22 protein-coding genes, 1 tRNA gene and 3 pseudogenes are annotated in these 23,023 nt (G+C 37.8%); 13 read left to right on the top strand and 13 right to left on the bottom strand.

The annotated features are described in order from the left end of the window. Window positions 1-30: 30 nt before the first annotated feature. Window positions 31-1,065: a M48 family metalloprotease gene (locus OXIME_RS04050; RefSeq protein ID WP_393972185.1), complete on the top strand. Its 1,035-nt coding sequence runs from the start codon at window positions 31-33 to the stop codon at window positions 1,063-1,065. Window positions 1,066-1,156: 91 nt separating this feature from the next. Then, window positions 1,157-1,561, top strand: a complete 405-nt coding sequence (locus OXIME_RS04045; protein WP_393972184.1) for a hypothetical protein — start codon at window positions 1,157-1,159, stop codon at window positions 1,559-1,561. A 38-nt stretch (window positions 1,562-1,599) separates the two neighbouring features. Here the strand turns inward: OXIME_RS04045 and OXIME_RS04040 are convergent, their stop codons facing one another. Beyond that, window positions 1,600-2,841 (bottom strand): threonine synthase, encoded by a 1,242-nt coding sequence (locus OXIME_RS04040; protein WP_393972183.1) that lies wholly within the window; start codon window positions 2,839-2,841, stop codon window positions 1,600-1,602. A 481-nt stretch (window positions 2,842-3,322) separates the two neighbouring features. On the opposite strand from OXIME_RS04040, the gene OXIME_RS04035 reads away from it, so the two are divergent. From OXIME_RS04035 to OXIME_RS04025, 3 genes and pseudogenes are all read left to right on the top strand, one after another. Then, complete coding sequence (locus OXIME_RS04035; protein ID WP_393972245.1) at window positions 3,323-4,168, top strand: ammonium transporter; 846 nt, start codon at window positions 3,323-3,325, stop codon at window positions 4,166-4,168. Next, window positions 4,155-4,376: a hypothetical protein gene (locus OXIME_RS04030; RefSeq protein WP_393972182.1), complete on the top strand. Its 222-nt coding sequence runs from the start codon at window positions 4,155-4,157 to the stop codon at window positions 4,374-4,376. The genes OXIME_RS04035 and OXIME_RS04030 overlap by 14 nt, the downstream gene beginning before the upstream one ends. Before the next feature lie 153 nt (window positions 4,377-4,529). Next, window positions 4,530-5,368: pseudogene (locus tag OXIME_RS04025) on the top strand (trans-sulfuration enzyme family protein). Window positions 5,369-5,610: 242 nt separating this feature from the next. Here OXIME_RS04025 and OXIME_RS04020 read toward each other — a convergent pair. The 3 genes from OXIME_RS04020 to OXIME_RS04010 all read right to left on the bottom strand — a co-directional run bounded on the left by OXIME_RS04020 (window position 5,611) and on the right by OXIME_RS04010 (window position 8,524). Then, entirely contained in the window at window positions 5,611-6,546 is a 936-nt protein-coding gene (locus OXIME_RS04020; protein ID WP_393972181.1) for a hypothetical protein, read from the bottom strand. 139 nt (window positions 6,547-6,685) lie between these two features. Further along, window positions 6,686-6,770: transfer RNA gene (locus tag OXIME_RS04015), tRNA-Leu, on the bottom strand. A gap of 572 nt (window positions 6,771-7,342) precedes the next feature. Then, window positions 7,343-8,524, bottom strand: coding sequence for a nitrate/nitrite transporter (locus tag OXIME_RS04010; protein WP_393972180.1), 1,182 nt, complete (start codon window positions 8,522-8,524; stop codon window positions 7,343-7,345). A 177-nt stretch (window positions 8,525-8,701) separates the two neighbouring features. Here OXIME_RS04010 and OXIME_RS04005 point away from each other — a divergent pair. From OXIME_RS04005 to OXIME_RS03995, 3 genes and pseudogenes are all read left to right on the top strand, one after another. Further along, window positions 8,702-9,292 (top strand): annotated as a pseudogene (locus tag OXIME_RS04005) (IS607 family transposase). Next, window positions 9,279-10,553: an RNA-guided endonuclease InsQ/TnpB family protein gene (locus OXIME_RS04000; protein ID WP_393972179.1), complete on the top strand. Its 1,275-nt coding sequence runs from the start codon at window positions 9,279-9,281 to the stop codon at window positions 10,551-10,553. Before OXIME_RS04005 ends, OXIME_RS04000 begins: the two are co-directional and overlap by 14 nt. A 78-nt stretch (window positions 10,554-10,631) precedes the next feature. After that, window positions 10,632-10,973: a DUF981 family protein gene (locus OXIME_RS03995; RefSeq protein WP_393972178.1), complete on the top strand. Its 342-nt coding sequence runs from the start codon at window positions 10,632-10,634 to the stop codon at window positions 10,971-10,973. Window positions 10,974-11,018: 45 nt separating this feature from the next. Here the strand turns inward: OXIME_RS03995 and OXIME_RS03990 are convergent, their stop codons facing one another. After that, a complete protein-coding gene (locus OXIME_RS03990) occupies window positions 11,019-12,698 on the bottom strand; it encodes a TIGR04190 family B12-binding domain/radical SAM domain protein (RefSeq protein ID WP_393972177.1) in 1,680 nt (559 codons plus the stop codon). A gap of 189 nt (window positions 12,699-12,887) precedes the next feature. Continuing rightward, the gene (locus OXIME_RS03985) at window positions 12,888-13,073 is read right to left on the bottom strand and encodes a hypothetical protein (RefSeq protein ID WP_393972176.1); all 186 of its coding nucleotides are present in this window, start codon (window positions 13,071-13,073) and stop codon (window positions 12,888-12,890) included. 199 nt (window positions 13,074-13,272) lie between these two features. On the opposite strand from OXIME_RS03985, the pseudogene OXIME_RS03980 reads away from it, so the two are divergent. Both OXIME_RS03980 and OXIME_RS03975 read left to right on the top strand, forming a co-directional pair. Continuing rightward, window positions 13,273-13,434, top strand: a pseudogene (locus OXIME_RS03980) (preprotein translocase subunit Sec61beta). Window positions 13,435-13,558: 124 nt separating this feature from the next. Further along, window positions 13,559-13,759, top strand: coding sequence for a DUF981 family protein (locus OXIME_RS03975; RefSeq protein WP_393972175.1), 201 nt, complete (start codon window positions 13,559-13,561; stop codon window positions 13,757-13,759). A 214-nt stretch (window positions 13,760-13,973) separates the two neighbouring features. On the opposite strand, the gene OXIME_RS03970 is transcribed toward OXIME_RS03975, so the two are convergent. Continuing rightward, on the bottom strand, window positions 13,974-15,452 hold the full coding sequence (locus tag OXIME_RS03970; RefSeq protein WP_393972174.1) for an NADP-dependent isocitrate dehydrogenase: 1,479 nt from the start codon (window positions 15,450-15,452) through the stop codon (window positions 13,974-13,976). A gap of 400 nt (window positions 15,453-15,852) precedes the next feature. On the opposite strand from OXIME_RS03970, the gene OXIME_RS03965 reads away from it, so the two are divergent. From OXIME_RS03965 to OXIME_RS03955, 3 genes are all read left to right on the top strand, one after another. Beyond that, window positions 15,853-16,593 carry a carotenoid biosynthesis protein gene (locus OXIME_RS03965; RefSeq protein ID WP_393972173.1) on the top strand — a complete coding sequence of 247 codons (741 nt, stop codon included), beginning with the start codon at window positions 15,853-15,855 and terminating at the stop codon, window positions 16,591-16,593. 651 nt (window positions 16,594-17,244) lie between these two features. Further along, window positions 17,245-17,499 carry a Fic family protein gene (locus OXIME_RS03960; protein WP_393972172.1) on the top strand — a complete coding sequence of 85 codons (255 nt, stop codon included), beginning with the start codon at window positions 17,245-17,247 and terminating at the stop codon, window positions 17,497-17,499. A 304-nt stretch (window positions 17,500-17,803) separates the two neighbouring features. Continuing rightward, a complete protein-coding gene (locus tag OXIME_RS03955; protein WP_393972171.1) occupies window positions 17,804-18,025 on the top strand; it encodes a hypothetical protein in 222 nt (73 codons plus the stop codon). A gap of 180 nt (window positions 18,026-18,205) precedes the next feature. Here the strand turns inward: OXIME_RS03955 and OXIME_RS03950 are convergent, their stop codons facing one another. From OXIME_RS03950 to rfbC, 6 genes are all read right to left on the bottom strand, one after another. Further along, on the bottom strand, window positions 18,206-19,867 hold the full coding sequence (locus OXIME_RS03950; protein ID WP_393972170.1) for an IS1634 family transposase: 1,662 nt from the start codon (window positions 19,865-19,867) through the stop codon (window positions 18,206-18,208). Between the two features lie 345 nt (window positions 19,868-20,212). Then, a complete protein-coding gene (locus OXIME_RS03945) occupies window positions 20,213-20,389 on the bottom strand; it encodes a glycosyltransferase (protein WP_393972169.1) in 177 nt (58 codons plus the stop codon). Continuing rightward, the gene (locus OXIME_RS03940) at window positions 20,382-20,588 is read right to left on the bottom strand and encodes a hypothetical protein (RefSeq protein ID WP_393972168.1); all 207 of its coding nucleotides are present in this window, start codon (window positions 20,586-20,588) and stop codon (window positions 20,382-20,384) included. Before OXIME_RS03940 ends, OXIME_RS03945 begins: the two co-directional genes overlap by 8 nt. Window positions 20,589-20,775: 187 nt before the next feature. Further along, complete coding sequence (locus OXIME_RS03935; RefSeq protein ID WP_393972167.1) at window positions 20,776-20,982, bottom strand: hypothetical protein; 207 nt, start codon at window positions 20,980-20,982, stop codon at window positions 20,776-20,778. Between the two features lie 515 nt (window positions 20,983-21,497). After that, entirely contained in the window at window positions 21,498-22,457 is a 960-nt protein-coding gene (gene rfbB, locus OXIME_RS03930; RefSeq protein WP_393972166.1) for a dTDP-glucose 4,6-dehydratase, read from the bottom strand. A gap of 8 nt (window positions 22,458-22,465) precedes the next feature. Continuing rightward, window positions 22,466-23,005, bottom strand: a complete 540-nt coding sequence (rfbC, locus tag OXIME_RS03925) for a dTDP-4-dehydrorhamnose 3,5-epimerase (protein WP_393972165.1) — start codon at window positions 23,003-23,005, stop codon at window positions 22,466-22,468. Window positions 23,006-23,023 lie beyond the last annotated feature (18 nt).

Here is a 23,023-nt window from a genome sequence, read left to right as displayed (position 1 = left end):
TGAAAGATGAAAAGGAATAAGGGATAATTCATGGGTAGGGAAACAAGAGAGAGGAAACAGAATGTCCATAACACCATAAGACCGTTTCCCACATTCCGTATTATTCTGGTAGTCGACCTGGTTATCTCCATGTTTTTTCCAGTTCTCACCTTTTACTCCCATCTGTGGTATATCATTGAAATTGTGTCAGTAATGGGGGCATATACTGCAGGTGCTGTTCACGATTTCATTGGTTATGCAAGGAAGCAAAATCATAGAAGGAAATTTGTTCGTTTTTATGTTAGAGGTATGATGGCTGTTCTTCCCGCTCTTCTTGTTTTAACCGTGGCATTTCTATTCCAGTTTCATATTATCAAAGGAATAAGGGAATGGTTGATGGTTCTATTTGTGTTGACAAACATACTTTTTGCCTTTTCCATCCTCTTTCCATTCATACGACAGGTGAGAATTGTGAAGGGGAAGGTCAGGACACTGATCAAGGCCCCAGAGAAAACCATGATCACTCTAAAGATGAGGCTGAAGGCAGCAGGATGCAGGGAACCACTGATCTATGTCAGGAATCTGGGAGGAAGGAAGATTGCCAATGCTTCCCAGATTGGTATCACAAGGCCAGTCATAATAATGACAGATTTCCTGTATGAAAACATGATGGAATCTCATCTGGCTGCCATAATTGGGCATGAAATGGGCCATTTTGCCAATCGAGATGCATTCCGATCCATGCTGATGTTCACTCTCCCCGTCTTTCTGGATCTTGACCTCCTTTTCTACGCCCTTATAAAATTTACAGTTACGTCATCAATACTCCTGGGAGTCTTTGCCCTTTTTTGTGCAGGCATAGATCTGGCATTTATCTTTCCATGGTCGAGAAAGCGATCCGAGATACAGGCGGACAGATTTGTGGGTGAAAAACTTGGAATGGCGGAGGGAATGGCATGGGCACTGGAGACCTTAATAATTATGAACGGGCGTCCCCCCGAGTACAGGTTTTTCTCTTCCAGGACCCATCCAAGCATTGACCAGAGAATACTCCTATTAAGGAAAAATTTCGATTTAAAACATTAAAGCTTCAAACTTTTCTCATCAGGAAGGATAAGCCAATGCACACAAGCATAAATTTAAAAGTAAAAATATATATTAATCCTGAGGACAGAACATGCCTTCAAACATGGGTTTCAGACAGTGGGAACATCTTTTCATAACGGGAAAGACAAAAGGTGTATATTTTGCATTCTTTTCATTTCTGTTGTTTATATTTCTCATTTTGTATAATAGAGAAGATCTCTTTTTCTTTGTAGTGGTTGAGGTGGGATCTTTTGCAAGTTTCGGAGTTCTTGTGGATATGGTGTCCCACCTGTTCAGGGACGATTACCTGACAAATATCACTTTTGATCAGTGGATTGAGAGATTCAAAGGTGGAAGAACCCATGATGCTTATGGCATAATCATCCAGTTAATTACTTCAGCAATGGATTTTGTTAAGTTTCATCTTGCTTTAATTCTCTGGATTATGTTATTACCGGAACTCTACTACATTATAAAGGCAAGGTTTTACCATTGAATAAATGATATCTGAAAATGAGGGAAGAATATCAATCTTCAAGATTCCTGGTTCTCTTCAATTTCAATAGAAATTTCATCTCCAGGCTGCAGCAAAGGCATCAACGTCCGCACAGTATCTGGATATTTAAGGCCGCTTCCCGTATTCAGGACAATAACCTTATCGCTGGGATCTATGAAGCCCTGATCCAGAAGTTTTTTGATGCCTGCCACCGCGGATGATCCCTCCGGGCATGCGAAAAGTCCCTCTTCCTTTGTTATCATCTGCTTTGTGCTGAGTATGTCGTTGTCATCAACTGATGTAGCGTAGCCTCCAGATGAGTAGAGAGATTCAAGCACCATAAAATCTCCTTTGGACTTTGGGACATTCATGCCGAAGGCAACTGTGTCGGATTCCTCCCACATTACGCTTTCCCTCTCTTTCTTCTCCCATGCTTCAGTTATGGGGGCGCACCCGGCCGCCTGGACGCATACCATTCTTGTCTTTGAATCATGGATCCAGCCCATTTCATTGAGTTCACGTATTGCCTTGTATATTCCAACCAGGCCAACACCTCCACCTGTTGGAAATGCGATTACGTCTGGAGGTTCCCAGTCAAGCTGTTCCATTATCTCAAGACCCATGGTCTTCTTTCCTTCAAGCCTGTAAGGTTCCTTCAGGGTTGCAGCATTGAATATCCCGTAATCTTGGTTCAGTTGTTCCGAAATGACATTTGCATCAGTTATCCTGCCATCCACAAGATAAGCATGGGACCCTGCGGCAGTTATCTCCTTTCTGGCAATTTCCGGTCCATTCCTGGGCATAATTATGTAGGATTCCATTCCTGCCCTTGCTGCATAAGTTGCCCAGGCTGCACCTGCATTTCCGTTTGTGGGGACTGTGACAGATTCTATTCCAAGCTCCTTTGCCTTGGATACTCCGGCAGTAGCACCTCTGGCCTTGAAGGTACCGGTGGGATTCATGCCCTCGTTTTTTATCATAAGATCTTTCAGGCCAAGTTTTTCACCCAGATGTTTCATCTGCAGAAGTGGTGTCATCCCCTCACCCAAAGTTACAATATTTCTTGGATCTCTCAAGGGGAGGAGTTCGTGGTATCTCCATGGAGAAAGCACTCTTTTTGACATGTTTCTCTTATCCATGTTTTCCTTAGCCTCTTCCAGGTCATATCTCGCAACAAGAGATCCTCCGCACTGGCACAGGTTCTGGATTTCGAATGGATCATAACTCTTTCCGCAGAGTGAACATTCAAGCCTCTCTATTGCAGTAAATTTTTTCGCCATAACTATTTATTAGGTTTAACCTTACTTAAGTATTAGTGAACCACAATGTTGTTTATACATCATATCAGTGCATCAGTTCATCTATTCTGGCATTATGCAATAGCTGGAAACTGATTTCATGTGATTAATCCATGACATATAGTTTCATATCCTTAATTTTCAGGGGTTTCAGCTTAATTGAAATATTGATTCAGGATATGGGATGGGTAAAATAATCAACCTGCTGAACAATTTCTGGGTACTATTCGCATCTCTGCTTATCTTTCTAATGACCATTTCAATCGGGTTCCTTGAGATTGGGAACTTGGCCTAAAGATGAGGAATATCCTTCACAAGTCAGTTCTCATCACAGGAATATAATTCATTGTAATGGCATTTATAAAATTCAATACTGCATTTCCACCTACAATAGGGGGGCATAATCGGGAATCCCTTCTATAGACCTGGGTTCTTTCTAGGTTCATTCGGATCTCCGGTGGCAATGTTCTCAACACAGTGGTGGAGGACTTCATCAGCATATTCTGGTACCGGACTCTTGTCCATAACTTATTTTATGCTGCAGGCAACCTCTGCCTATGTGACCCTGGCACTGGTCTCGGTTGTTGTTCTGAGAAAGTTGAAAATGTCAGCTTTTGCAGCCTTTTCAGTAATGTACTTCATCATAATATTCAACCTTCCGGCAGCCTGGATATGGAACTTGACAGGCTGGATCTACATCATGGGTATGAAGGATTTTGCCGGCGGAATTGTTATACACGGGGCAGCAGGTATAACTGGTCTGATCATACTTGTGAGGATATGGCAGGAGGAAAAGGCAAGAGGATTGAAGAAGAGTCCGAAAGAGATCATCAGGATAAACCATGGTTCTCTGACACTGGCCACCCTTCTTCTAATAGTGGGGTGGCTTTGCTTCCATCCAGGAAATGTTCTCGCATTGAATTTTGACACCATGATAGTTGTTTTCGTAATTCTTATATCCGGTTTTGCAGGGATGATCTCCGCGCTTGGAACCAGTTACATAGTGAGAAAAGACACTGGAGGGTTACTTAATGCTGTAAATGGCATTTTAATGGGTCTCATTGTGATCACACCACTTGCCGGTTTCGTCATTCCTTTAAGTGCATTTATGCTTGGAATCATAAGTGGACCTCTGTATGTCAAAGCAGAGATATTTTTTTCAAGACGTAAATGGTTCAGCGACCCAGTGGGGCTGCTTCCAGATCACATGACAAAAGGCATCTTTGGAATTGCGATGATTGCATTTTTTACCCAGCACAGCTACACAGTTCTTTCTGGAAATCCGGTTCTCCCCAATGGTTTTTTTTGAGGGAGGATTGGCAGCCCTGCATACACTTGGGATTGAGATACTGGGAGTTGTTACAGTTGCCTTAACTGTTTTCATCCTCTCCTACATCACAATATTTCTTATCAGAAAGGGCATGCTTGGCATAGTGGAAGATTACGGGAGATTAGACCCTGCAGGTCACCAGCCCCTTCATATTCACTCGTCCAAGTATGCGGGAGGAGATAAATAGGGATGTGGAATGAAAATATACCGCTGGTAAAGCTTCTTTCATCTCATTCTTTTTTCAACATTATCCATACCATGACTCTTTTCGCTGATCTGCATCCCAGTTATCTGATATGGAAAAAAAGGGGGAGTGACATGTCATACCTATCTTCAACAAATGTGTGATCATTCTGCAAGATTCTCTTTTGTCTCCTTGAACAGTATAACTTTCTCTTTTATGTACCCTATCCTGGTTGCAAATACATATATTAATCCACTTATGACCTTGGAATCACCAATTAATCCTTTCCTGAAACTTGCTGATATTTCTGCAATTTCTGAAATTGCCCACAAAAGCAATGTTCCTGTAGCGGTGGACAACACATTTGCAAGCCCGTATTTCCAAAACCCTCTGGATCTGGGTTCGGACATTGTTATTCACAGTACAACCAAGTACATCAACGGCCACAGTGATTCAATCGGTGGGGCGGTAATGGTTAATAACCAGGAACTCAAAGAACAATTCAAGTTTGATCAGAATGCCATTTGTTCCATGCTTTCCCCTTTTGGCAGTTACCTTGTTATGAGGGGAATAAGGGCACTTGGCGTAAGGATAAAGCAGCATGCTGAGAATGCGATGAAGATTGCAGAATATCTTGAATCGCAGAAATGGGTAAAAAAGTTCTCTACCCGGGTCTTTCATCCCACCCCCAGCATGATCTGGCAAAGAGGCAGATGAGAGGATTTGGTGGAATGCTGTCTTTTGAAATGAATGCTGACAGAAACCAGGTGGAGAAATTCCTCAAGAATCTCAGGGTCTTTTCACTGGCGGAAAGCCTTGGAGGTGTTGAATCCCTCATAGAACTTCCTGCCAGAATGACACATAAAGGTGTGGGGGCTGGAGAGAGGAAGAGTTTAGGAATATCTGATTCCCTGATTCGTGTTTCGGTTGGAATCGAAAACGTTGAAGACCTGATAGAGGATATTGAAAATGCAGTGTCAGGACTAAATCAGTAATTCTGGACTTATCAGTTCCCCCGCCAAATCGGTTCACCTTACCGGGGATAGTTCTGAAGCGGAGAATATGCTAAAATAACTATTATGTAAAAGCCATAAAATTTGCAACTCAGAACCTTTTTGGAAACATCATTCAGGCCAGTCAGAATCAAGAAGCAAGGAAGCATATGGTTAACACTGCTGATAACAGTGTTATGGGATCAACAATTGTAATCTAACTTATGTTTAAGAGAAGAAAATTACTAAAGAAATTCCCATACATCAGATGAATAAGGCAGCAAATGCATTATTGTTACGCCATGGTCATTCTTCCTTGCCTTGCTGTAGAGTAGGGAATAGTACTCGTACATGCTTGACCTGGGAAGAAAAACGGTAACCCTTAGCTTATCTCCAGCAGGCTTAACAAAATGGCGCAGTCTCATTATATGATTCTTGTTTGCATCAGATCTCACAGATTTCAGAAAAGGACTTGAAAATCTGAATTCATAAATATTGTCCTTTGTAGAGATGGGTAAAAGGTTGTTTATTGGATTGGATATGACATGATGTGAGTATACAACAAGCCTGAGATAACTGTCCTTGTCCTGGCTGTTCTTCAATTCTCCAATAATCTCAGCTTCATGTGCAAGATCAATCTCATTCTTATCTTCATTCCACAGGCTGAATTCGTATGTCAGAATGGACACTGGATAATCTGAATTGATCAGATCCATTATTCTTATTATACCCTGGCTGGGCCCAAGCCACTCCACCCTTGCGTTCTCAGAATCCGCGGTGTATTGAGCGACCAGGTCGGAGACAGCATCAATCTGGCTGCTGTGAAATCTTGCATATATGTTGAGGAATCCTCTATACATATCAGCTCTGTTGATGACGAATGAAGGGAGATCTATCAGCTTTCCTATTATTGCAAGATCTTCCAGATTGTTGATTCTTGAATCTACAACGTAGGAATCCTCCCTTTCTGTTGCATTGAATCTGTTCAGAAGGGCCATCATGTTTACTCCCTTTAAGATCTTAGGAAAATAAGTGCTAATTCTTGAGGTTCCATCAACACCGTAAACGTATGTTGGAAGCTTTATGTCAAGTTCAGATGTGACATTAAACAGTTCAGTGGCCTGTCTGACCTTAAGGACAAGTCTCATGTCGAGCTTTCTGTCGATGTCTCTAATAAGCATCTTTAATCTATAAAAACAAAAGAGATAAACTTTCTTATTGCCAGGCATTGCCCATATCTGGTTGATTTCCCATCCCATCTCTATTCTGCCTTTATGGTGAAACTTTCCTAATGAAGTGTGTTTCTTCAAAAATTATGAATGCGGAGGGTGCGATTCGAACGCACGGACCCCTGCGGGAATGGACCCTAAATCCATCGCCTTTAACCTAGCTCGACAACCTCCGCAGTGGTATCCTACATTATTGTGGAGTATATTAAAAGTATTCAAAGTTTATGGGATTTGAGGAAAGACCTTCTATCTAAGTCATTATTCCTGGAAAAATCAGGATTGGTTCCTTAAATAGTATTTTTAAGGATAGCGGTAAATATCTAACAAAATTAGAATATACATTATCTGTTACTATAGAGTACAAGATCTGCCTTATTATTGAAAATGCCATGCACAATCAAAATAAATCACATGAGACCTTAACAGAGAATTTAGATTTAAGTGTTATCAAGGAAATTAAGATGATAAATGTTAAACAATATGAATTCTGAACGTAAATCCATTACTTTAACCAGGACAGACAACCAAAGTTTCATATCTCACATTATAAGAAAGAAAGGATACATCCTGCATATTCGCCCGGAATTTTTATTTTTGATTCAACAACGATCTGAAAGTCTATTTCCAGTGCTGAAATTTAATATTCACAGACATAAACTATGAAATGTCCTTCCATATCCTTCGCAAGACCAATCTCCCTAAATTTATGGATGCATAGGGAACACCATCAATGGTAGGAATGAAGATGTCACATTGACAGTTTTACATTTCTGTGAAGCACTAGGAACTTCATTGCCGGTGGCACAAGTGTCAGCAAAGTTACAGTTCCCATTATAATAAATGCCCAATCAAAATTCCCAAAAATTCTGAATAAGTAACCCACTATTACTGGAGAAATAGCGCCCCCAATCTGAGAACTGAAATTGATAATTCCGCTTGACGATGATACGTTCTGATCCCCTCCGCTGAAGTCTGAAGCCATGCTCATTGACGGACCTGCATAAAGTCCGTAAAAGAATCCGGTCAGGGAGGAGATGATCAGCACATAGAATACCTGAACATAAGGCAGAAGAATCAGAGAGAGTCCAATAAGCGCAGCAGAAAAGATAGAAACTATTGACTTGCCCCTGCTGTGTTTTGCGGAAAGGTATCCACCTATTGGAGAACCTATTAGACCTCCTGACGCAGGAATCCATGCAAGTGAATAAGCTCCAGAGTATGCTATTATGTGATCGAAAACTATGAAAGTGGTAAAAAGAGAAAGGTAGCCAATATAGGAGAAACCGGCTGAAAATCTTATGAAACATACATAAATCAGATCTCTTGAGATCTTGCCCTTTGTCTTTTTCAAACTTTCTTTGGGCTCCCGGATATAAAATAGATTCAGGATGGCAACAGCTGCAAGAAATGCAAGAATAACCTGGAAGGGAAGAACAAAACTGAACCGGAACATCTCAAGGACAAAGAATTCCCCAAAGGATGCGCCCACGAAAAATCCAGTCTGATATAACCCCACAGATGCGGCTCTCCCAGACATGGGAGACCATTTCTGGACCAGTGAAGCGTCGGTGATGTAAATAACTGCGGATATTGCGCCTATAATAACCTGGAGTGCAAAAAGTCCTGAGTAGGAATCTCTGAGAAAATATATGAAAGGAAAAGATAAAGCAAGAAGAATAAAGAAAACCTTGTTCACTGGAGCTGTACCAAATCTGTCTCCAATAATTCCCGATGGAATCTGAAAAAATGTATAGCCTATCCAGTAAGCGGTGATTAAAAGCGATCCAAGGTAAAGGTCTATCCTCAGTGAAATAATGAGAAAAGGAAGAAGTACAGGTATGAAGAATCTGACTGTTGAATTCAGAATAAAGGAGAGAAATGAACTGAAAATTACTCTCCTTGAATCTGAATGTACTGATTCAATCCCCATCTTATGAGAATCAATGAACTCTAAAAAAGAGTATGCTTTATGGAATTTACCTGCATAAAGTCCAACTTATTCTTAAAATTCTTTAAAGTTGATCTAACAATGATATCTCATCTTGCTTTAATTATATAATAGGTTATTCCAATAACTATATTCCCGTGATATATTTTGATATTTACAATGAAGGCTAATGAAGTTTTAAACCTCTTGCGTATTTCTAGAAAAACATTACATGTATATGCAACAACTTGAAAGATAAGATTTACTGTAATGCCCAACCGTTAATATGATTATAACCATGAGGATGTTTACAAACTTCTTAATAGGGATATAAAAAGAAAAACAGTTCTTTATGCAAGGGTATCAACAATAAAACAAAAACACCATCTAGATAATCAGATTAATCAGTTGAAACAGTGGTGTTTCATGAATGGTTATACTATCAATGCAATATACTCTGATATTGCGTCTGGAATCTCCTTCGAAAAAAGAAAAGGGTTTTTTGATATGTTAGATGAAATTATCAATTATAAAGTTGAGAAGGTCATAGTAACATATAAAGATAGATTATCCAGGGTTGGTTTTGAACTTTTCAAGCATCTCTTCAATAAATTCGGAACAGAAATAATAGTTGTTTCAGAAGTTGGCAATGCAGAACTCGATTCGGAAGAGATTTTTGAAGAAATAGTTTCTATGCTTCCCTGTTATTCAATGAAGATCTATTCAAAAAGAGAGAATCACTCTATTGAGGTTGGTTATGAAGATCATTAGAACGGAAGAGATATACATCAAATCCAATGATATAATATCAAAGATGTGTCATTATTCAAATAATCTATACAATCAAGCAAATTATGTGCTTAGACAACAATTTTTCAATAAAGAGAAGCTTTTAGATTACAACCATTTAGTAAAATTGTTTCAGAATGAAAATGAAAGCGATAATAATAATTATAGAAAACTACCAGCACAGACAGCACAATGGACAATAAAGAAATCTTTTTCAGCTTGGATCTCTTTTTTCAAAGCAGAAAAAGAATATAGAAAAGAATATAGAAAACATCTTAAAACCTTTTTTGGAAGACCAAAACCGCCAAAATACAGAGGCAAAGATGGAGAGTTCATTCTAATATTCACAAACCAGCAATGTAAGATAAAGAATGGAATATTAAAATTCCCAAAGATAATGAATCTGGAGGTGAAAACCAGATTAGATGATAATGTAGATTTGAGGGAAGTGAGGATAATACCTCAGGGCATAGGATACAAAATAGAGATAGCATATTGGAAGGAGATGGAGAAGGAGATAGAGAATGTAAGGGGACAAAAGGAACAAAATAAAGGAATCATAGGTATAGATATTGGTGTAAGGAACATTGTAACTATTGTAGATAGTATTGGTAATAAACCAATTGCTATCAAGGGTGGTGCTGTGAGTTCCATTAATCAGTATTTCAATAAAGAGTATTCCAGACTAAAATCAGTAAGTGATAGGCAGTTAGAAGACAGATACATGACAAAGAGAGAAAAGAGATTATTCATGAAGAGAGATAGAAAAATTAAGGATGTTATGCATAAGATGAGTAGATTCATTATCAATTATGCAGAAACAGATCATATAGGTACAATTGCCATAGGCCATAATGAAGGATGGAAACAAAAAACAAATATAGGCAGGATAAACAACCAGAAGTTTGTACAGATACCATTCAATACACTTATACAACAGATCATATACAAAGCAGAAGAGAAGAGAATAAATGTTGTTGCAATAGATGAATCACACACTTCTAAAACATCATTTTTAGATCAAGAGACAATAGAACATCATGATAATTACAAAGGAAAAAGAATCACAAGAGGACTATTCAAATCGGCAAATGGAACAATAATTAACGCAGATGTAAATGGAGCATACAATATCATGAGAAAAGCAATCCCAGAATCATTTGAGGACGGGATAGAGGGTGTTGGGTTGCACCCAAGAAGTTTAAGGATCAGTCAGATCATAACTTCCAAAGGTGGATGTTAACAATGTTAACAGAAATCAAAACCTTGATTCTTAAAAGTGGGCCATCACATCTGTATCCCTCATGTTTTAAGCCAAGTAGTGGTACAAATTTCCTTCCTGATGTTCGGTCTTCTGATCATAATCTCAACGATAATGCTATACAAGAACATGCATCTGGGACTAATGCCTATACTGGCTCTTCTCCTTGATATATATGTTCTCGATGGAGCATACTGCATAGTTACACTGCATCTTGAATCAGGTAATAACCTGATAACTGCAATGGGGCTTTTCCTGTTTGACGGAATCGGTGCAATCCTGGCTCCAATAGCGTACCTTAAGCCTCGATCAAACAGTGTGAATAAGTATCTTTACTATCTTGAGTGGATCATACTTGGAACAGGTACAATTTTCGCGTTGATAATAGTTATATTGCACTGAACGGCCACCTGGGAATCCCGCCATAAAATTTTTATACCTATTTTATTAATTTTTTTCAAATTCTTTTTCCAGTTCTTTCAGTTTTTTGTACCAATAAATCAGAAGGGAACTTCTTGTAAGTTTGTGTTTCCTAGACCATTCAATGTCGATGTTCAAATAAGATAGATGGCTGTAGGTCCTTTTATCTTTTTCATAATCTGAACCAGCCATGTATTTTCGTATATTGTCAATAATGATCTGGCCTGGTTTATTCTCAATTATACCTTCATCAATCCTGGCCTGTATCATTTCTATTTCGGACTTGTAGGTCAGCCTTTCAATTTCGCTTACAGACATCCAGTCAGTATAGTAGTTCAGGAAATCAGTCCAGGAGTTGCCTTTATCAAGCAAATTGTAATAGTCATCTATTGTACTCGCGGTAATGTGGAAGCCATATTTGTCAGGCATCTCATAGATCAAGGAACCTGGATCTATGAATGGGGTCAGAGGAGAGATAAAGACATAAATAGGCATTTTATTCGGCACAGTACGAAGGGTCAGTGCTTTTGCATACTCTATGTCAGCATTCAGTTCTTTCTCACCCTGCTTGCTTAAACCCAGAGTGAAGTAAACATCAAACTTTTTGCAGCCAAATTCAGCAGCACTATCAATGCTTTTCTCAAGTTCCCTGTTCGTGTACTCTCTCCCGTTGAAACGCCTTATATTCTCGTCGGAGCTTTCTGGAGAAATCTCTGCAGCAAAATCATCGAAAGTCCTGCTAAGGGTATACAGATATTCACGTGATGGTGGTCTGAAATATTCTGTTAGGATAGGAATCGTAATCTTTCTTTCTCTCATCTCTGTAAACAGTTTTGAATAAAACTTTTCACCTGCAAGATTGATATCCCCTGCAATAAATCCGGGAGAACCCAGAATCTCCTGTGCCAGTTCAATCTCCTCTGCCACAGTTGATGGTTCCCTGAAGATGGGAGAAGCTCCAAAATAGTTATTCTTGTACGCGAAGTTTGATCCTCCGCAAAAACTGCAGTTGAACTGACAAACATGCTCGATTATCGTTACTGCTTCAGGATTGTTTATCCAATCAGCGTAAGGGAGGTGACCCTTGACGTCATTATATCTTATGGCGTTTTTCATGAGGATCTTATAGTCGAGAAATACATTCTTCATTGAGTTTTCAGGTGATTCAGGATTTTTCTTGATGCCCCCGTTCTCCCTGTAAACAAGGTTAGGAACATTTTCCAGTCCTCGCCCTACCTCCAGTGCATCTAGAAGCTTCATTGTGCTATATTCCTGAAAATCTCCTTTCAGAACATAGTCGATCTCAGGATAGCTCTTCATGATACCGTCAGAAAAATAGCTTGCCGAAAATCCACCAAGCAGTACAGGCTTATCGGGGTGGAGCTTCTTAATAATCCTTGCAACATTGATTGCCCCCTGAACATGCGGAAGCCAGTGAAGATCGATGCCGAAAACTTCAGTTTCGATGGATCCCAGGTATTTCTCCACATCAAATTCCCTTGACATGACCATCATTGTAGCAACATTGCTTATTCTAGAATTATATCCATTCTTGACCAGATACGAAAGCAAACTGATGAAGCCCATCGGATACATCTCAAATATAGGTGTGGAGGGTACAACGTCACTGATAGGTCCTGCCTTCAGATTTCTCTTCCTAAAATCATAAATACTAGGCGGATGGACCAGTGTAAGATCAGCCTTCAACGTGTATATATAGTAATAACGTTTAAAAATGTTGTGTAAGCAATATACAAGGAAACTGGAATCTTTCATTTCAGGAAGATATTGGCTTTATAAACAAAATAATATGTCTATAGCTTACTTTTAAATCAGATTATCCGATTTTTGTTGATGGTGTTTGACCAAATAGTAAGATTAGAAGAGAGAAAAAATCTACAGTGCTTCCATGAAAAAATACCTGAACGTACTGTAATTGAGCCCTAACACATCCATGTATTCAATTCTCCCAAACGATTCTATTACAGACAGAGAGTCTTTTACTGCAGATTGTGCCGCTTTCACGTCGATACGATCCCATCTGGGAAAAAGATCTGTTTCTTCAGTCGCTTTATGATCCACAACTTGTCTATATTTTCTGCCATAGTGATCAGCATTGGTACTTCATCATTATAAAGAAAGCGCATAGCCGGATTTATAAACTCTGATCAACGATCACTCTAATGGATTAAATAATGCATGCAAAAAGCCCCACTCCAAGGATGATCAAAGGATCAGTTAATAAAAAGGATTAAATCAGCAGATTGAATAAACAAGTCACATGGCTGACAAGAAGAATGGAGGCTTTTAATCAAAGGCAGTTTTAATTAGGTACTTTGAAGAAGAAATCAAGGGACCTGCCTTGGACCATAAGCTGGTGATATATCTTGCAGTCGCCATTGCAGTGTCTGTTGATCTTCTCAAGGTCTTCTTCCACATTTGAATAGACAGTTTGGACAGAAAGTAATCTTGTTAGTTTATTCCCGGAAAGGGTCTTTTCTCATTGCTTTTAATTTATCTTGAACCTTACCAATTAGGTTTTTCCTTAATTAAAGAAGAGGGTATAAATGGATGAAGGTGTAAAAATGACATTTGTTGATCCATTGGCAATAATGCTGATAGGTTTGGCTATTGGCACTGCGATAGGATCATTTTATTTTTATTTCGCAGCAAAAGGGAATAAGGAACAGATACAGATCTTGATATATCCTGCTATTGGAATCGGATTCTTTGATTTCATCAGTGGATTCTACATGTCCTTTGCCTAACCCATGACCGGTTTTGGATATGCTTATAACATGCTGTTCGGAGATCCGTTCCTGATGGTTCTCCTTTTCTTTCGAAATTCTATATCAATGCCTGATCTGCAATGTTTTCTGACATTGTATTTTCATAATTTCCATAGCTTTAGAATAATCTTTCTAAAAAATAAAGAAATATAATTTTAAGGTTACAACAATTTAAATCTCTACAGGAAAATCCCTATTGACCCTGTCCAAGTGAAAAACCGGGCTTTCCGTCAAAATTGAAGAGACCTTCAGTCTTTATTGCAGGAACGTCAGCTTCAACCAGGCGCCTTAAAAGATTTACAACTTCCATATGGGTAACAGGCTTACCATCGGATGGATTCTGAAATCTGCAGCGCCAGTGATCGACACAGAAAGTCTCGGGAATTCCTCCGGGATATACCTTTGTTCCCCTATTTGTGATCATTACGAGCTTGAATTCTGGCCCTGCAATTTTTTCCAGCATCCTGCCAAGGTCATCGGCTGAACCTCTCCAGTCAATAAAGGCGTCAACTCCTACAAGGTCCTTTTTCGGCAACGGGCGATCCTGGAGTTTTATAACAGGTGGAGTCGCATGATCAGGGTAACTGACACTTATCAGCTTCTGTGGAACCTTCCCCAAACGTTCAATCACAGCATCGGCAAATTCCCGGGTTCCAACTTTTTTTGTTGATACTGAAGGATCATAAATATCGTATGTGTGTATCCCATCCTCAATGGTTTTAAGCCATGCGTTGTGGACCTTTGTTGCTACATCTCCCTGCCCTATATGAACAAGCATCTGCACGGCTGCAAGCAAAAGTCCAGACGGGTTTGCAAGGTTCTGACCTGCCCTCCTAGGGGCTGAGCCATGGATAGCCTCAAACATTGCAAATCCATCCCCAATATTGGAACTTCCAGCCAAACCTACTGAACCGGCAATCTGAGCTGCAACATCGGAAAGGATATCGCCGTATAGATTTGGCATTACAATCACATCAAACTGTTCAGGGGAATCTGCTAATTTCGCAGCTCCAATGTCAACAATCCAGTGTTCATGTTCAATTTCCGGATATTCCCTGGCCACTTCATCAAAAATTCTGTGAAAAGTTCCGTCGGTAATTTTCATAATATTGTCCTTTGTGAAGCATGTGACCTTATGTCTGTTGTATCTCTTTGCATATTCAAATGCATATCTTATCACGCGTTCAGATCCAGGAATGGATATCAGTTTTAGGCACTGCATTACATCCGCAGTCTGCCGATGTTCTATACCTCCGTAAAGATCCTCCTCGTTTTCCCTGACTATTACCACATCCATTTTTTTATGTTTAGTTGCAACGAATGGATAATACGAAAGGCATGGCCTCACATTTGCAAAAAGTCCCAGAGTTTTTCTTACAGTAACATTCAGGCTCTTAAACCCTCCACCTTCAGGTGTTGTTATTGGCGCCTTAAGGAATACCCTGGTTCTTCTTAGGGAATCCCAGGCAGATGGTTCAATTCCGGAGGTTATCCCTTTCTTGAACACCTCTTCTCCTATTGTTATTGTTTCAATGTCAAGTTTCGATCCGGCGGCTTCTATGATCCTCAGGGTCGCTTCCATAATCTCTGGCCCAATCCCGTCTCCGTAGGCCACGGTTATGGGAACAGCATCTCTTTTTCCATCTTTGTGCATATCTAAGCCTTCTGCCATTTATATTCACTACAAATTGTGATCACCACAATACTTAAAATTATTATTGCGAAAACTATTGTACAACTGAGGAATGTTTATCATCGAATTAGATGAATAAGTTTTGTAAACCATAAATTCTATACAGTTTGTGGTGTAGAACTTTCACATTTGCTCTCAACTACCTTTTCTTAAAACGTAACTTGGCAGGCTTTTGTGCACATGTATTCTCGATACATGATCAGAGAGCAAGACATTTCACGATATTTTCTGTAAATTAAAAATGTATTTTTGTACCATTTTCATTTCAAGTTTAGAACAGACACTAACTCAGTTGTCTGCTAAGTTATCATGTCCCATGAGGTCATGTCATTTGAGAATGGTAAAAACAAGATTTAAATATATAAGCCTATGACAAACAATGAATAAATCTTATAGAAAAAGCATTGCCTGGTACATCTCCTTTTCATATCTTGGCTATATCTTTATTGGTCAACTTCCACTCTTTAAAAATCTGGAAACCTTCTCCACATTCAATGTCTCAATTGGTCTGCTTGTTGTATACATTATTTCTTCATATCTCATATTAGGAGGGAGAAAATCGGTTTATTTTTTCATGATAGCTGCGGTAGTTGGGTCGCTGTTTGAATTGATTAGTCTTAACACCGGTATACCATTTGGATTCTACAGGTACACAAATGAACTTGGGCCTATGGTTGGCCAGCTTCCAATTTTTATTCCGCTTCTATGGGCATCCCTCAGTTTCTATTGCTACATTGGCGGTAAAAAGTTTTTAATGCCGTTTCTTATGGTATTTCTGGATCTGTCCTTTGATCCCAGATATTCAGGAAGACTTTGGATATGGATCTCAAAAACACAGTATTTTGGAGATCCAGTAACAAACTTTCTTGGATGGTTTGTCACCGCAGCGGTTATTTCGATTATTGTTTCAATAGTGGTAAAGACAGATAACCGGCTGGATGAAAAAGCAATGATCTTTGTATACCTGTTTGGGTTGGATAATTGCATATCGGATGTTTACTCTAAACTTTATGTGCCAGCCATGGTGGCAGCTTCTGTTTTAACTGTCACCTTTCTGCTATACCTCTTCAGGGTTCGCATTGTGAGTTCCATTAGCCGAAAGAGTCTGTCAGAAAGATAACAGATACATATAAGGAAGTAGATAATGTTGGATCCAGTTATCATATGATGACATTTTCTTTCTTAATCTTTAATGACCTACCAAACTTTAAAGGGTTAGGGCAAAAAGCATAAAACTTCAGGGGAATGCATGGGATTCCTAAATTCTCAGTCTAATTACATTTTATTACTTTTTCACTCTTATCAAGTTTTCCTTGATTTTTAATAAATAACACAAATTATCAAAACGTAAATTTCATCTCCTATTCTCAGCATATTTATAATGGTCTACTGAAGGGTAGACCCGTTTAACATTTTAAGTTCAGTAAAAATGGTTTAGCAAGCTAAACTGTGATAATCGAAATTAAACAGATCAGAAAAATTTAACCTAAAGGGTTAGTGTATAGAAAGATTATAATTATATAATCAGGTAATATGAGAGTATGATGGTTAAAAACAAAATTGACATAAAGAGAGACCTGGAATTCTTCACCAAAGAAGATCCAATAGGAAAATTAGTTTATGAACACCTAGAGAAACTATAAAATTTTTTATGATTTTCAGTGCAAGCGACATAATTAAAATACACAGTGAGCTTTCTGCTAACTTTGCCATAGAGCAGGGGTACCGAGACAGAAACTCTGTGTACTCTATTTTTGAAAATGCGCATTGAATGATCAAAGGAGAGGAACTGTACCCTGGTTATACATTTAAGGCAGCGGCACTGTTCGAAGGGATAATTCGCTTGCACCCTTTCATCGATGGAAATAAACGTACTTCGCTAGCTACTTTGCAAGAGTATCTTTGGGCCAATGGTTTTATTTTTGTTATTCCTTTTACCGCGGTAAGATTTGCAATAGTTATCTCTAGGAACAACACGCTTAAGACCAACGAAATAAGGAGCCTTGTTCTGGATATTAAAAAATAAATAGAAAGTAGAACAGTAAAGAAAGGCAAAGGAAGTGATGTCCGGAATATAATTAATTATGACTTAAAGCTACTCAAAAGCATAAAAAAATTGGGTATCCAGCGACAAAATTCTAATTATGTACAAGGAATTTTGGATTACCTCCTGGGAAAAGATATCTATCCATTCAAGTCGATAAATTATGCTGAATTAGTTAAATTCCAGGGAATGCGAATTAGGAAGATCAAGCAGTTTTTATTAGACTAGGAAATCTGATTGGTGGTCCGATTATTATGGTCTCCATAGAATAGTTGTCGAATGCCGTATGACGACTGTTATACAGCATCAGACCGCAACAGTCTTTAAGTCCAAGTATTATATTGCACTTAATATGGACGAGTATAAGGATAAAAACATGCGGGAAAACATATTTGCTTTAGTCAAGGAGTATATCAATTCCAAGCTTCCTGAAAAATTCATTCCGGGTAAGACGTGGATAAGGTACGCGGGAAGAGTTTTTGATACAACAGACTTTCCGCATGTCTGATAATAGGTGAATCGCACATCCCTCTTCTTTTGTAGCTTTTGAAAATAATATCAATGTTTTGTTGTCAGACATATTAAAATTGGGTAAATTGATTTTGGATCATGACCTGAACAGCGACTGATATTATCACCTACAGATAGACCTCAAGGATTCACTGTAGCTTTGCGGTTGGGACGCAAATCATTTGCTCCTCTCATTTTCATTGAATATATTTCCGAATCCCATTTTATTCAGTGTTTCTGCATCATGCCTCTTCATGTTCAGGTACCATGTCCTCTTCTCCTTTCCCAGGGTCAGTTCAATTCTCTCCACCCTTGCCAGCCTGTCCAGTAGATCAGCCGCAGATTCCCATGGTTCCTCATGCCCTGTTCTTTTCATGGCCGAAACAAGAGCAGCCATTAGGCGATATGCAGTCACCATGACAAACACGTATGCTTTTACACTTCTTTCCAGGTGGTGTCTCACAGGGGTGATCTCCTCCTGTGTCTTCATGGTTCTGAAGACCTTCTCGACATAATCCTTCCCAAGGTACAGGTTGACGATCTCATCTGCTTTCAGGGATGGATCGGTGCAGAGGATTGCAGATTTGCCGTCCAGTCTTTCGGAGGCAAGGATTGCATGCCTCCTGTACCGCCATGATATCTTATGCTCACCCTTCCTGCTTACTCTCGCCTCAATGTACTGGGAATAACTGCCCACTATCTTCTCCATCTGCCTGTGAATGGATTGTTCATCCATGTCCCCAGGTTTCCGCGAGAGATCGTCAAGTTCCCTGCCGATCCTGGCAAGTTCTGTATTCCGTTCATCGGATTCGTTTAGCCTCTTCTGCGCATTCAGGTAGACGGCAATGTTCCTTTTCTTCCCATACAGATCTGCATGAACGAGATGGGCATACACGCTGCCTGATCTGGCCTTCCTGACAAAGTTCCCCGGTTCAGGATCGATACAGGCGCTGGAAAGTATCTCCCTGATCTGTTTCACGCTCTTCGGAATCCCGGATATCAGATACCATTCCGCCAGTTCCAGGTCATCCAAGTTATTCCGGGATATGTTGCCACGATCCCATATTATTGTATCTCGTTTCCCGCCATGCTTGGGGAGAACTGCAAGCATGTTCTTCACCGTTGTCACACCCGTTCTCGATCCTTCGAATACCGCATGATATTCAGGCTGGTGATCCTCCACTGATACCATCAGCGCAATATTGATCTGCCTTCTGTTCTCGTGGTTGGGATTATATCCGAACTCCGCCAGCGGACATGATGTACCGAAGAACAATACGGTGGTGAGATCATATGCGAACTTCTCCCCTTCCAATACAGGATGTTTTTTCCTCCACCCATCGTATATGGCAGCATCCATCCCCGGCGAGAGATCGACAGTTCTGTCCCTTGATTCGTCATAGCATATTGCATCCAGGGAATCGAGGAAGAGATCCTTTGTCCATCTCTTCTCTTCTATTTCCGCAAGCCTGGGAATATCCGTTGTCCTGACCCAGGATTCCAGCTGGGTAGCGCTTTCCGGATCAACCACGCGGTTTATGGCCCATGCTGTCAGCACTTTCCCTGTGGATATCGAGGATCCAGGGAGGCACATTTCATCGATTATACGTGGAATTGCAAGATCCTGTGCAATGGCCCACAGAAGATCAACATCACCCGCCCTTGTGGAACCTGGCGATTCTATCCTGTCTATGGATCTTGAGGATTTCTTCACGGTCTTATCCGCATTCTCCCTGCCTATGTACCTCACATACGTGCTCACAACCTTTCCATTGACCCTTTTGCTCTTGTATTCCGCAAGATAGACCTTGTTCCCCTTTTTATGCCTCTTTATTGCCACGATGAGTGATATATCACCTATACGCTTATGGACCTTTCCTTCAGGAAAAATAGGAAATCAAAGGCTTCAAACAAGATCGATTTATTGTAGGCGGTAAAAATTTTCTCTGTTCAGGTCATGATGGCATGAATAAAGAATTTGGTCTCGCATGGTGATATTTGTTTGCTGAATTACACATTTTGGAATAAGTCGAATCGGGAAGATTTGTTTCACGATTTCCAGAGTATGAAGTAATAGGGATAGTTTTTAGAAAAACTCTATAATTTATAGCAGTTTTATATCCTTCCTTTTGAATTTTTTCATTGTCATTTCATCTGCAATTAAATTTATTACTCTCTCAGCTAATCATTCACTATCTTTTATATTGCACAAATATCCATTAATGCCACCAGTAATATAATCCTCACTTCCACCCTTTCTTGTTACAATAACAGCATTGTAACATGCCATTGCTTCGAGCGATTGTGACGAAAAGCCTTCTACTAGAGATGGCAATATGAATATCTTTGAAACATTATACATAATTAACATATGCATCATTTGGTCTTAGATGATACTCTATCCATGATGGAGCCGAAGATTTATCTAAAACCTCAATTGCATATACTGCACCTTTGCTTTCACCTTTGGGAAGAATAAGGGAAATCACATTCTTTTTTTCTAAAGAATCATCTCTATGATATTTATCTAAATCAATGTATACTGTAATTTTTTGGACCATTGTTTATAAATCTGTTAAAGGTTTTATTATTTATCACTATTTTTCTTAATAAGAACTTATAAGTTTCCTTCGCTAGATTACAATATTTGGCACTAAATAAAGGTTCATCTTTACTATGTTGTGTAATATATGCTCCTATTTTTCCTGTAAGCTTGCTTTTCTTATATATTATTTTAGCAGTTTGCCTTCATGTGGCAAAGAATATATCGTAATCATCTCCAATATCATTTTCACTTGATATAAATTTTATTTCAATTTGATTTAAAAAACTATAATCATAGTCAACATTCATTATCCTTTTTTCAAATATTATATATATAAATTTAAATATTTTCGTATTTGAAAACGGAGCTGATGATTTTTCTATATAACTTATAAAATCTAACGGTGGCAAATAATCAATGTTATCGCCTCTATAGCCTATAAAATTCTCTTTTAAAAACCGAGAGTTACCGTGTATCCTCTATTCTCTAAACATATTGCAAGTTTGTAAATTACATCATATCCTCCGGCAGATCTTGTCAATGGAATAAGGGGTAATAAAAATAAAACTTTTTACAATTACTCATTTAATTCACTCTTATCTTATTATAGACTTTAATCTATTTTTCTTTATTAATCTTTAACCTCTCTCTTCATATTTAATTGACATTATATTATTTATTTTAATTAGATCATCATTTCTTTTTATCTTTATCTCTGTTATTATGAATCTAATATTCTTTGCCTTATTAGATATAAACTTAGAGAATTTCTTTATGTTATCAAACTTTATATTTTCTAAGGTATAATATTTACCTTTAAATTTATTATAGTTAAAGTTACAATAATTTCATTATATTATTAACGCCATATACTCTTTTTTTATTAAAATATTTTCTAAATAAAAATTTCTAATCTATCCAAAAATTATAAATCTTTATTTAAATTCATATTTTTTTTATAATGATTTATAGTTATTTTCAATGCATCATCGAAATTATATTTTGGTTTCCAATTTAATTCTTTCATGGCTTTATCAGGATTTATTCCATATCTTACATCATGTCCTGGTCTATCATTAACATAAGATATTAAAGATTCATCTTTGTTTAATGTTTTTAAAATTCTTTTAATAATATCGATATTCTTTATTTCATTTCTTGCACTGAATAAATAAGAATTGCCTATATTTCCCTTATGAATTACATCGTCTATACCTGAACAGTGATCTTCTACATAAATCCAGTCTCTTATCTGTAAACCATTGCCGTATACAGGTATTTTTTCATTATTCAATGCATTTAATATTGTTTTGGGTATTAATTTTTCTTTATGCTGATTTGGGCCAAAGTTATTTGAACAGTTAGATATAGTGGCTTTTATATTATATGTATTTATATAAGATCTTATTAGCATATCTGCTCCTGCTTTAGTAGCAGAATATGGATTTTTAGGATTGTATTTTGTATTTTCATCGAATAATTCATTAGAATGTAATGGCAATGAACCAAATACTTCATCTGTAGATATCTGATGAAATCTTTTATCATATTTTCTTATCAATTCTAAAATATTGTAAACGCCATAATAATTTGAAATTATAAATGGTTCAGCAGATTTTATTGAATTGTCAACATGAGACTCTGCTGCAAAATTTATTATTACATCAGAATCTTTTATTGATTTTTCCATTAATTCCTTATCATTTATATCTCCTTTAATAAATTTATACCTTTTTTCAAAATATTTTTGTTTTACATATTCAGGATTTGCGGCATATGTTAATCTGTCTATATTTATTATATAATCTTCCTTATATTTATTTAACCAGTAATTTATAAAATTTGAACCTATAAATCCAGCTCCACCTGTTACTAATAATTTCATATTACTCATCACCTAAAAATTTCTTTTAATGTTTTTAATTTTTTATCCTTTTCAGATATTATATAATCTTTAATTGGCCATTTAATGGATATTTCATTATCATTGAATATAATTCCTGAATCATAATCTTTATTATATTCTTTAGTAGTTTTGTACATTACATATGAATCATTAAGTGCCTGAAATCCATGTGCGAAACCTTCAGGTATATAAAACATTTTATTATTTTCATTTGACAATTCTATGGATACATATTTTTTAAAAGTTTTTGAATTCTCTCTTAAATCAACAGCAACATCAAATATTTTCCCTGAAATTACAGAAACTAATTTTCCTTGTTCATATGGATGCTTTTGAAAATGCAAACCTCTTATAACACCTTTTTTTGAAAATGATAGATTATCCTGTGGAAATTTAACTTTAATATTAAAATTATTAAAGTCATTTTTTTTATAAAATTCAAGAAAATAACCCCTATTATCATTGAATATTTTTGGTTTTATTATTTTTACTTCAGGTATTTCTGTTTCTTCTATTTCAAATGGCATAAAAGATAATTAATAATA

The sequence above is a fragment of the Oxyplasma meridianum genome, from assembly GCF_038024865.1.
In the GTDB taxonomy this organism is placed as follows: Archaea; Thermoplasmatota; Thermoplasmata; order Thermoplasmatales; family Thermoplasmataceae; genus Oxyplasma; species Oxyplasma meridianum.
This window is presented reverse-complemented; position numbering and strand designations above follow the sequence as displayed.

Coding starts and splice junctions, on each gene's coding strand:
- OXIME_RS04050 (WP_393972185.1), top strand. CDS start 31: ATGGGTAGGGAAACAAGAGAGAGGAAACAGAATGTCCATAACACCATA.
- OXIME_RS04045 (WP_393972184.1), top strand. CDS start 1,157: ATGCCTTCAAACATGGGTTTCAGACAGTGGGAACATCTTTTCATAACG.
- OXIME_RS04040 (WP_393972183.1), bottom strand. CDS start 2,841: ATGGCGAAAAAATTTACTGCAATAGAGAGGCTTGAATGTTCACTCTGC.
- OXIME_RS04035 (WP_393972245.1), top strand. CDS start 3,323: ATGTTCTCAACACAGTGGTGGAGGACTTCATCAGCATATTCTGGTACC.
- OXIME_RS04030 (WP_393972182.1), top strand. CDS start 4,155: ATGGTTTTTTTTGAGGGAGGATTGGCAGCCCTGCATACACTTGGGATT.
- OXIME_RS04020 (WP_393972181.1), bottom strand. CDS start 6,546: ATGCTTATTAGAGACATCGACAGAAAGCTCGACATGAGACTTGTCCTT.
- OXIME_RS04010 (WP_393972180.1), bottom strand. CDS start 8,524: ATGGGGATTGAATCAGTACATTCAGATTCAAGGAGAGTAATTTTCAGT.
- OXIME_RS04000 (WP_393972179.1), top strand. CDS start 9,279: ATGAAGATCATTAGAACGGAAGAGATATACATCAAATCCAATGATATA.
- OXIME_RS03975 (WP_393972175.1), top strand. CDS start 13,559: ATGGATGAAGGTGTAAAAATGACATTTGTTGATCCATTGGCAATAATG.
- OXIME_RS03970 (WP_393972174.1), bottom strand. CDS start 15,452: ATGGCAGAAGGCTTAGATATGCACAAAGATGGAAAAAGAGATGCTGTT.
- OXIME_RS03965 (WP_393972173.1), top strand. CDS start 15,853: ATGAATAAATCTTATAGAAAAAGCATTGCCTGGTACATCTCCTTTTCA.
- OXIME_RS03960 (WP_393972172.1), top strand. CDS start 17,245: ATGATCAAAGGAGAGGAACTGTACCCTGGTTATACATTTAAGGCAGCG.
- OXIME_RS03955 (WP_393972171.1), top strand. CDS start 17,804: ATGACGACTGTTATACAGCATCAGACCGCAACAGTCTTTAAGTCCAAG.
- OXIME_RS03945 (WP_393972169.1), bottom strand. CDS start 20,389: ATGTATAATGTTTCAAAGATATTCATATTGCCATCTCTAGTAGAAGGC.
- OXIME_RS03940 (WP_393972168.1), bottom strand. CDS start 20,588: ATGGTCCAAAAAATTACAGTATACATTGATTTAGATAAATATCATAGA.
- rfbB (WP_393972166.1), bottom strand. CDS start 22,457: ATGAAATTATTAGTAACAGGTGGAGCTGGATTTATAGGTTCAAATTTT.
- rfbC (WP_393972165.1), bottom strand. CDS start 23,005: ATGCCATTTGAAATAGAAGAAACAGAAATACCTGAAGTAAAAATAATA.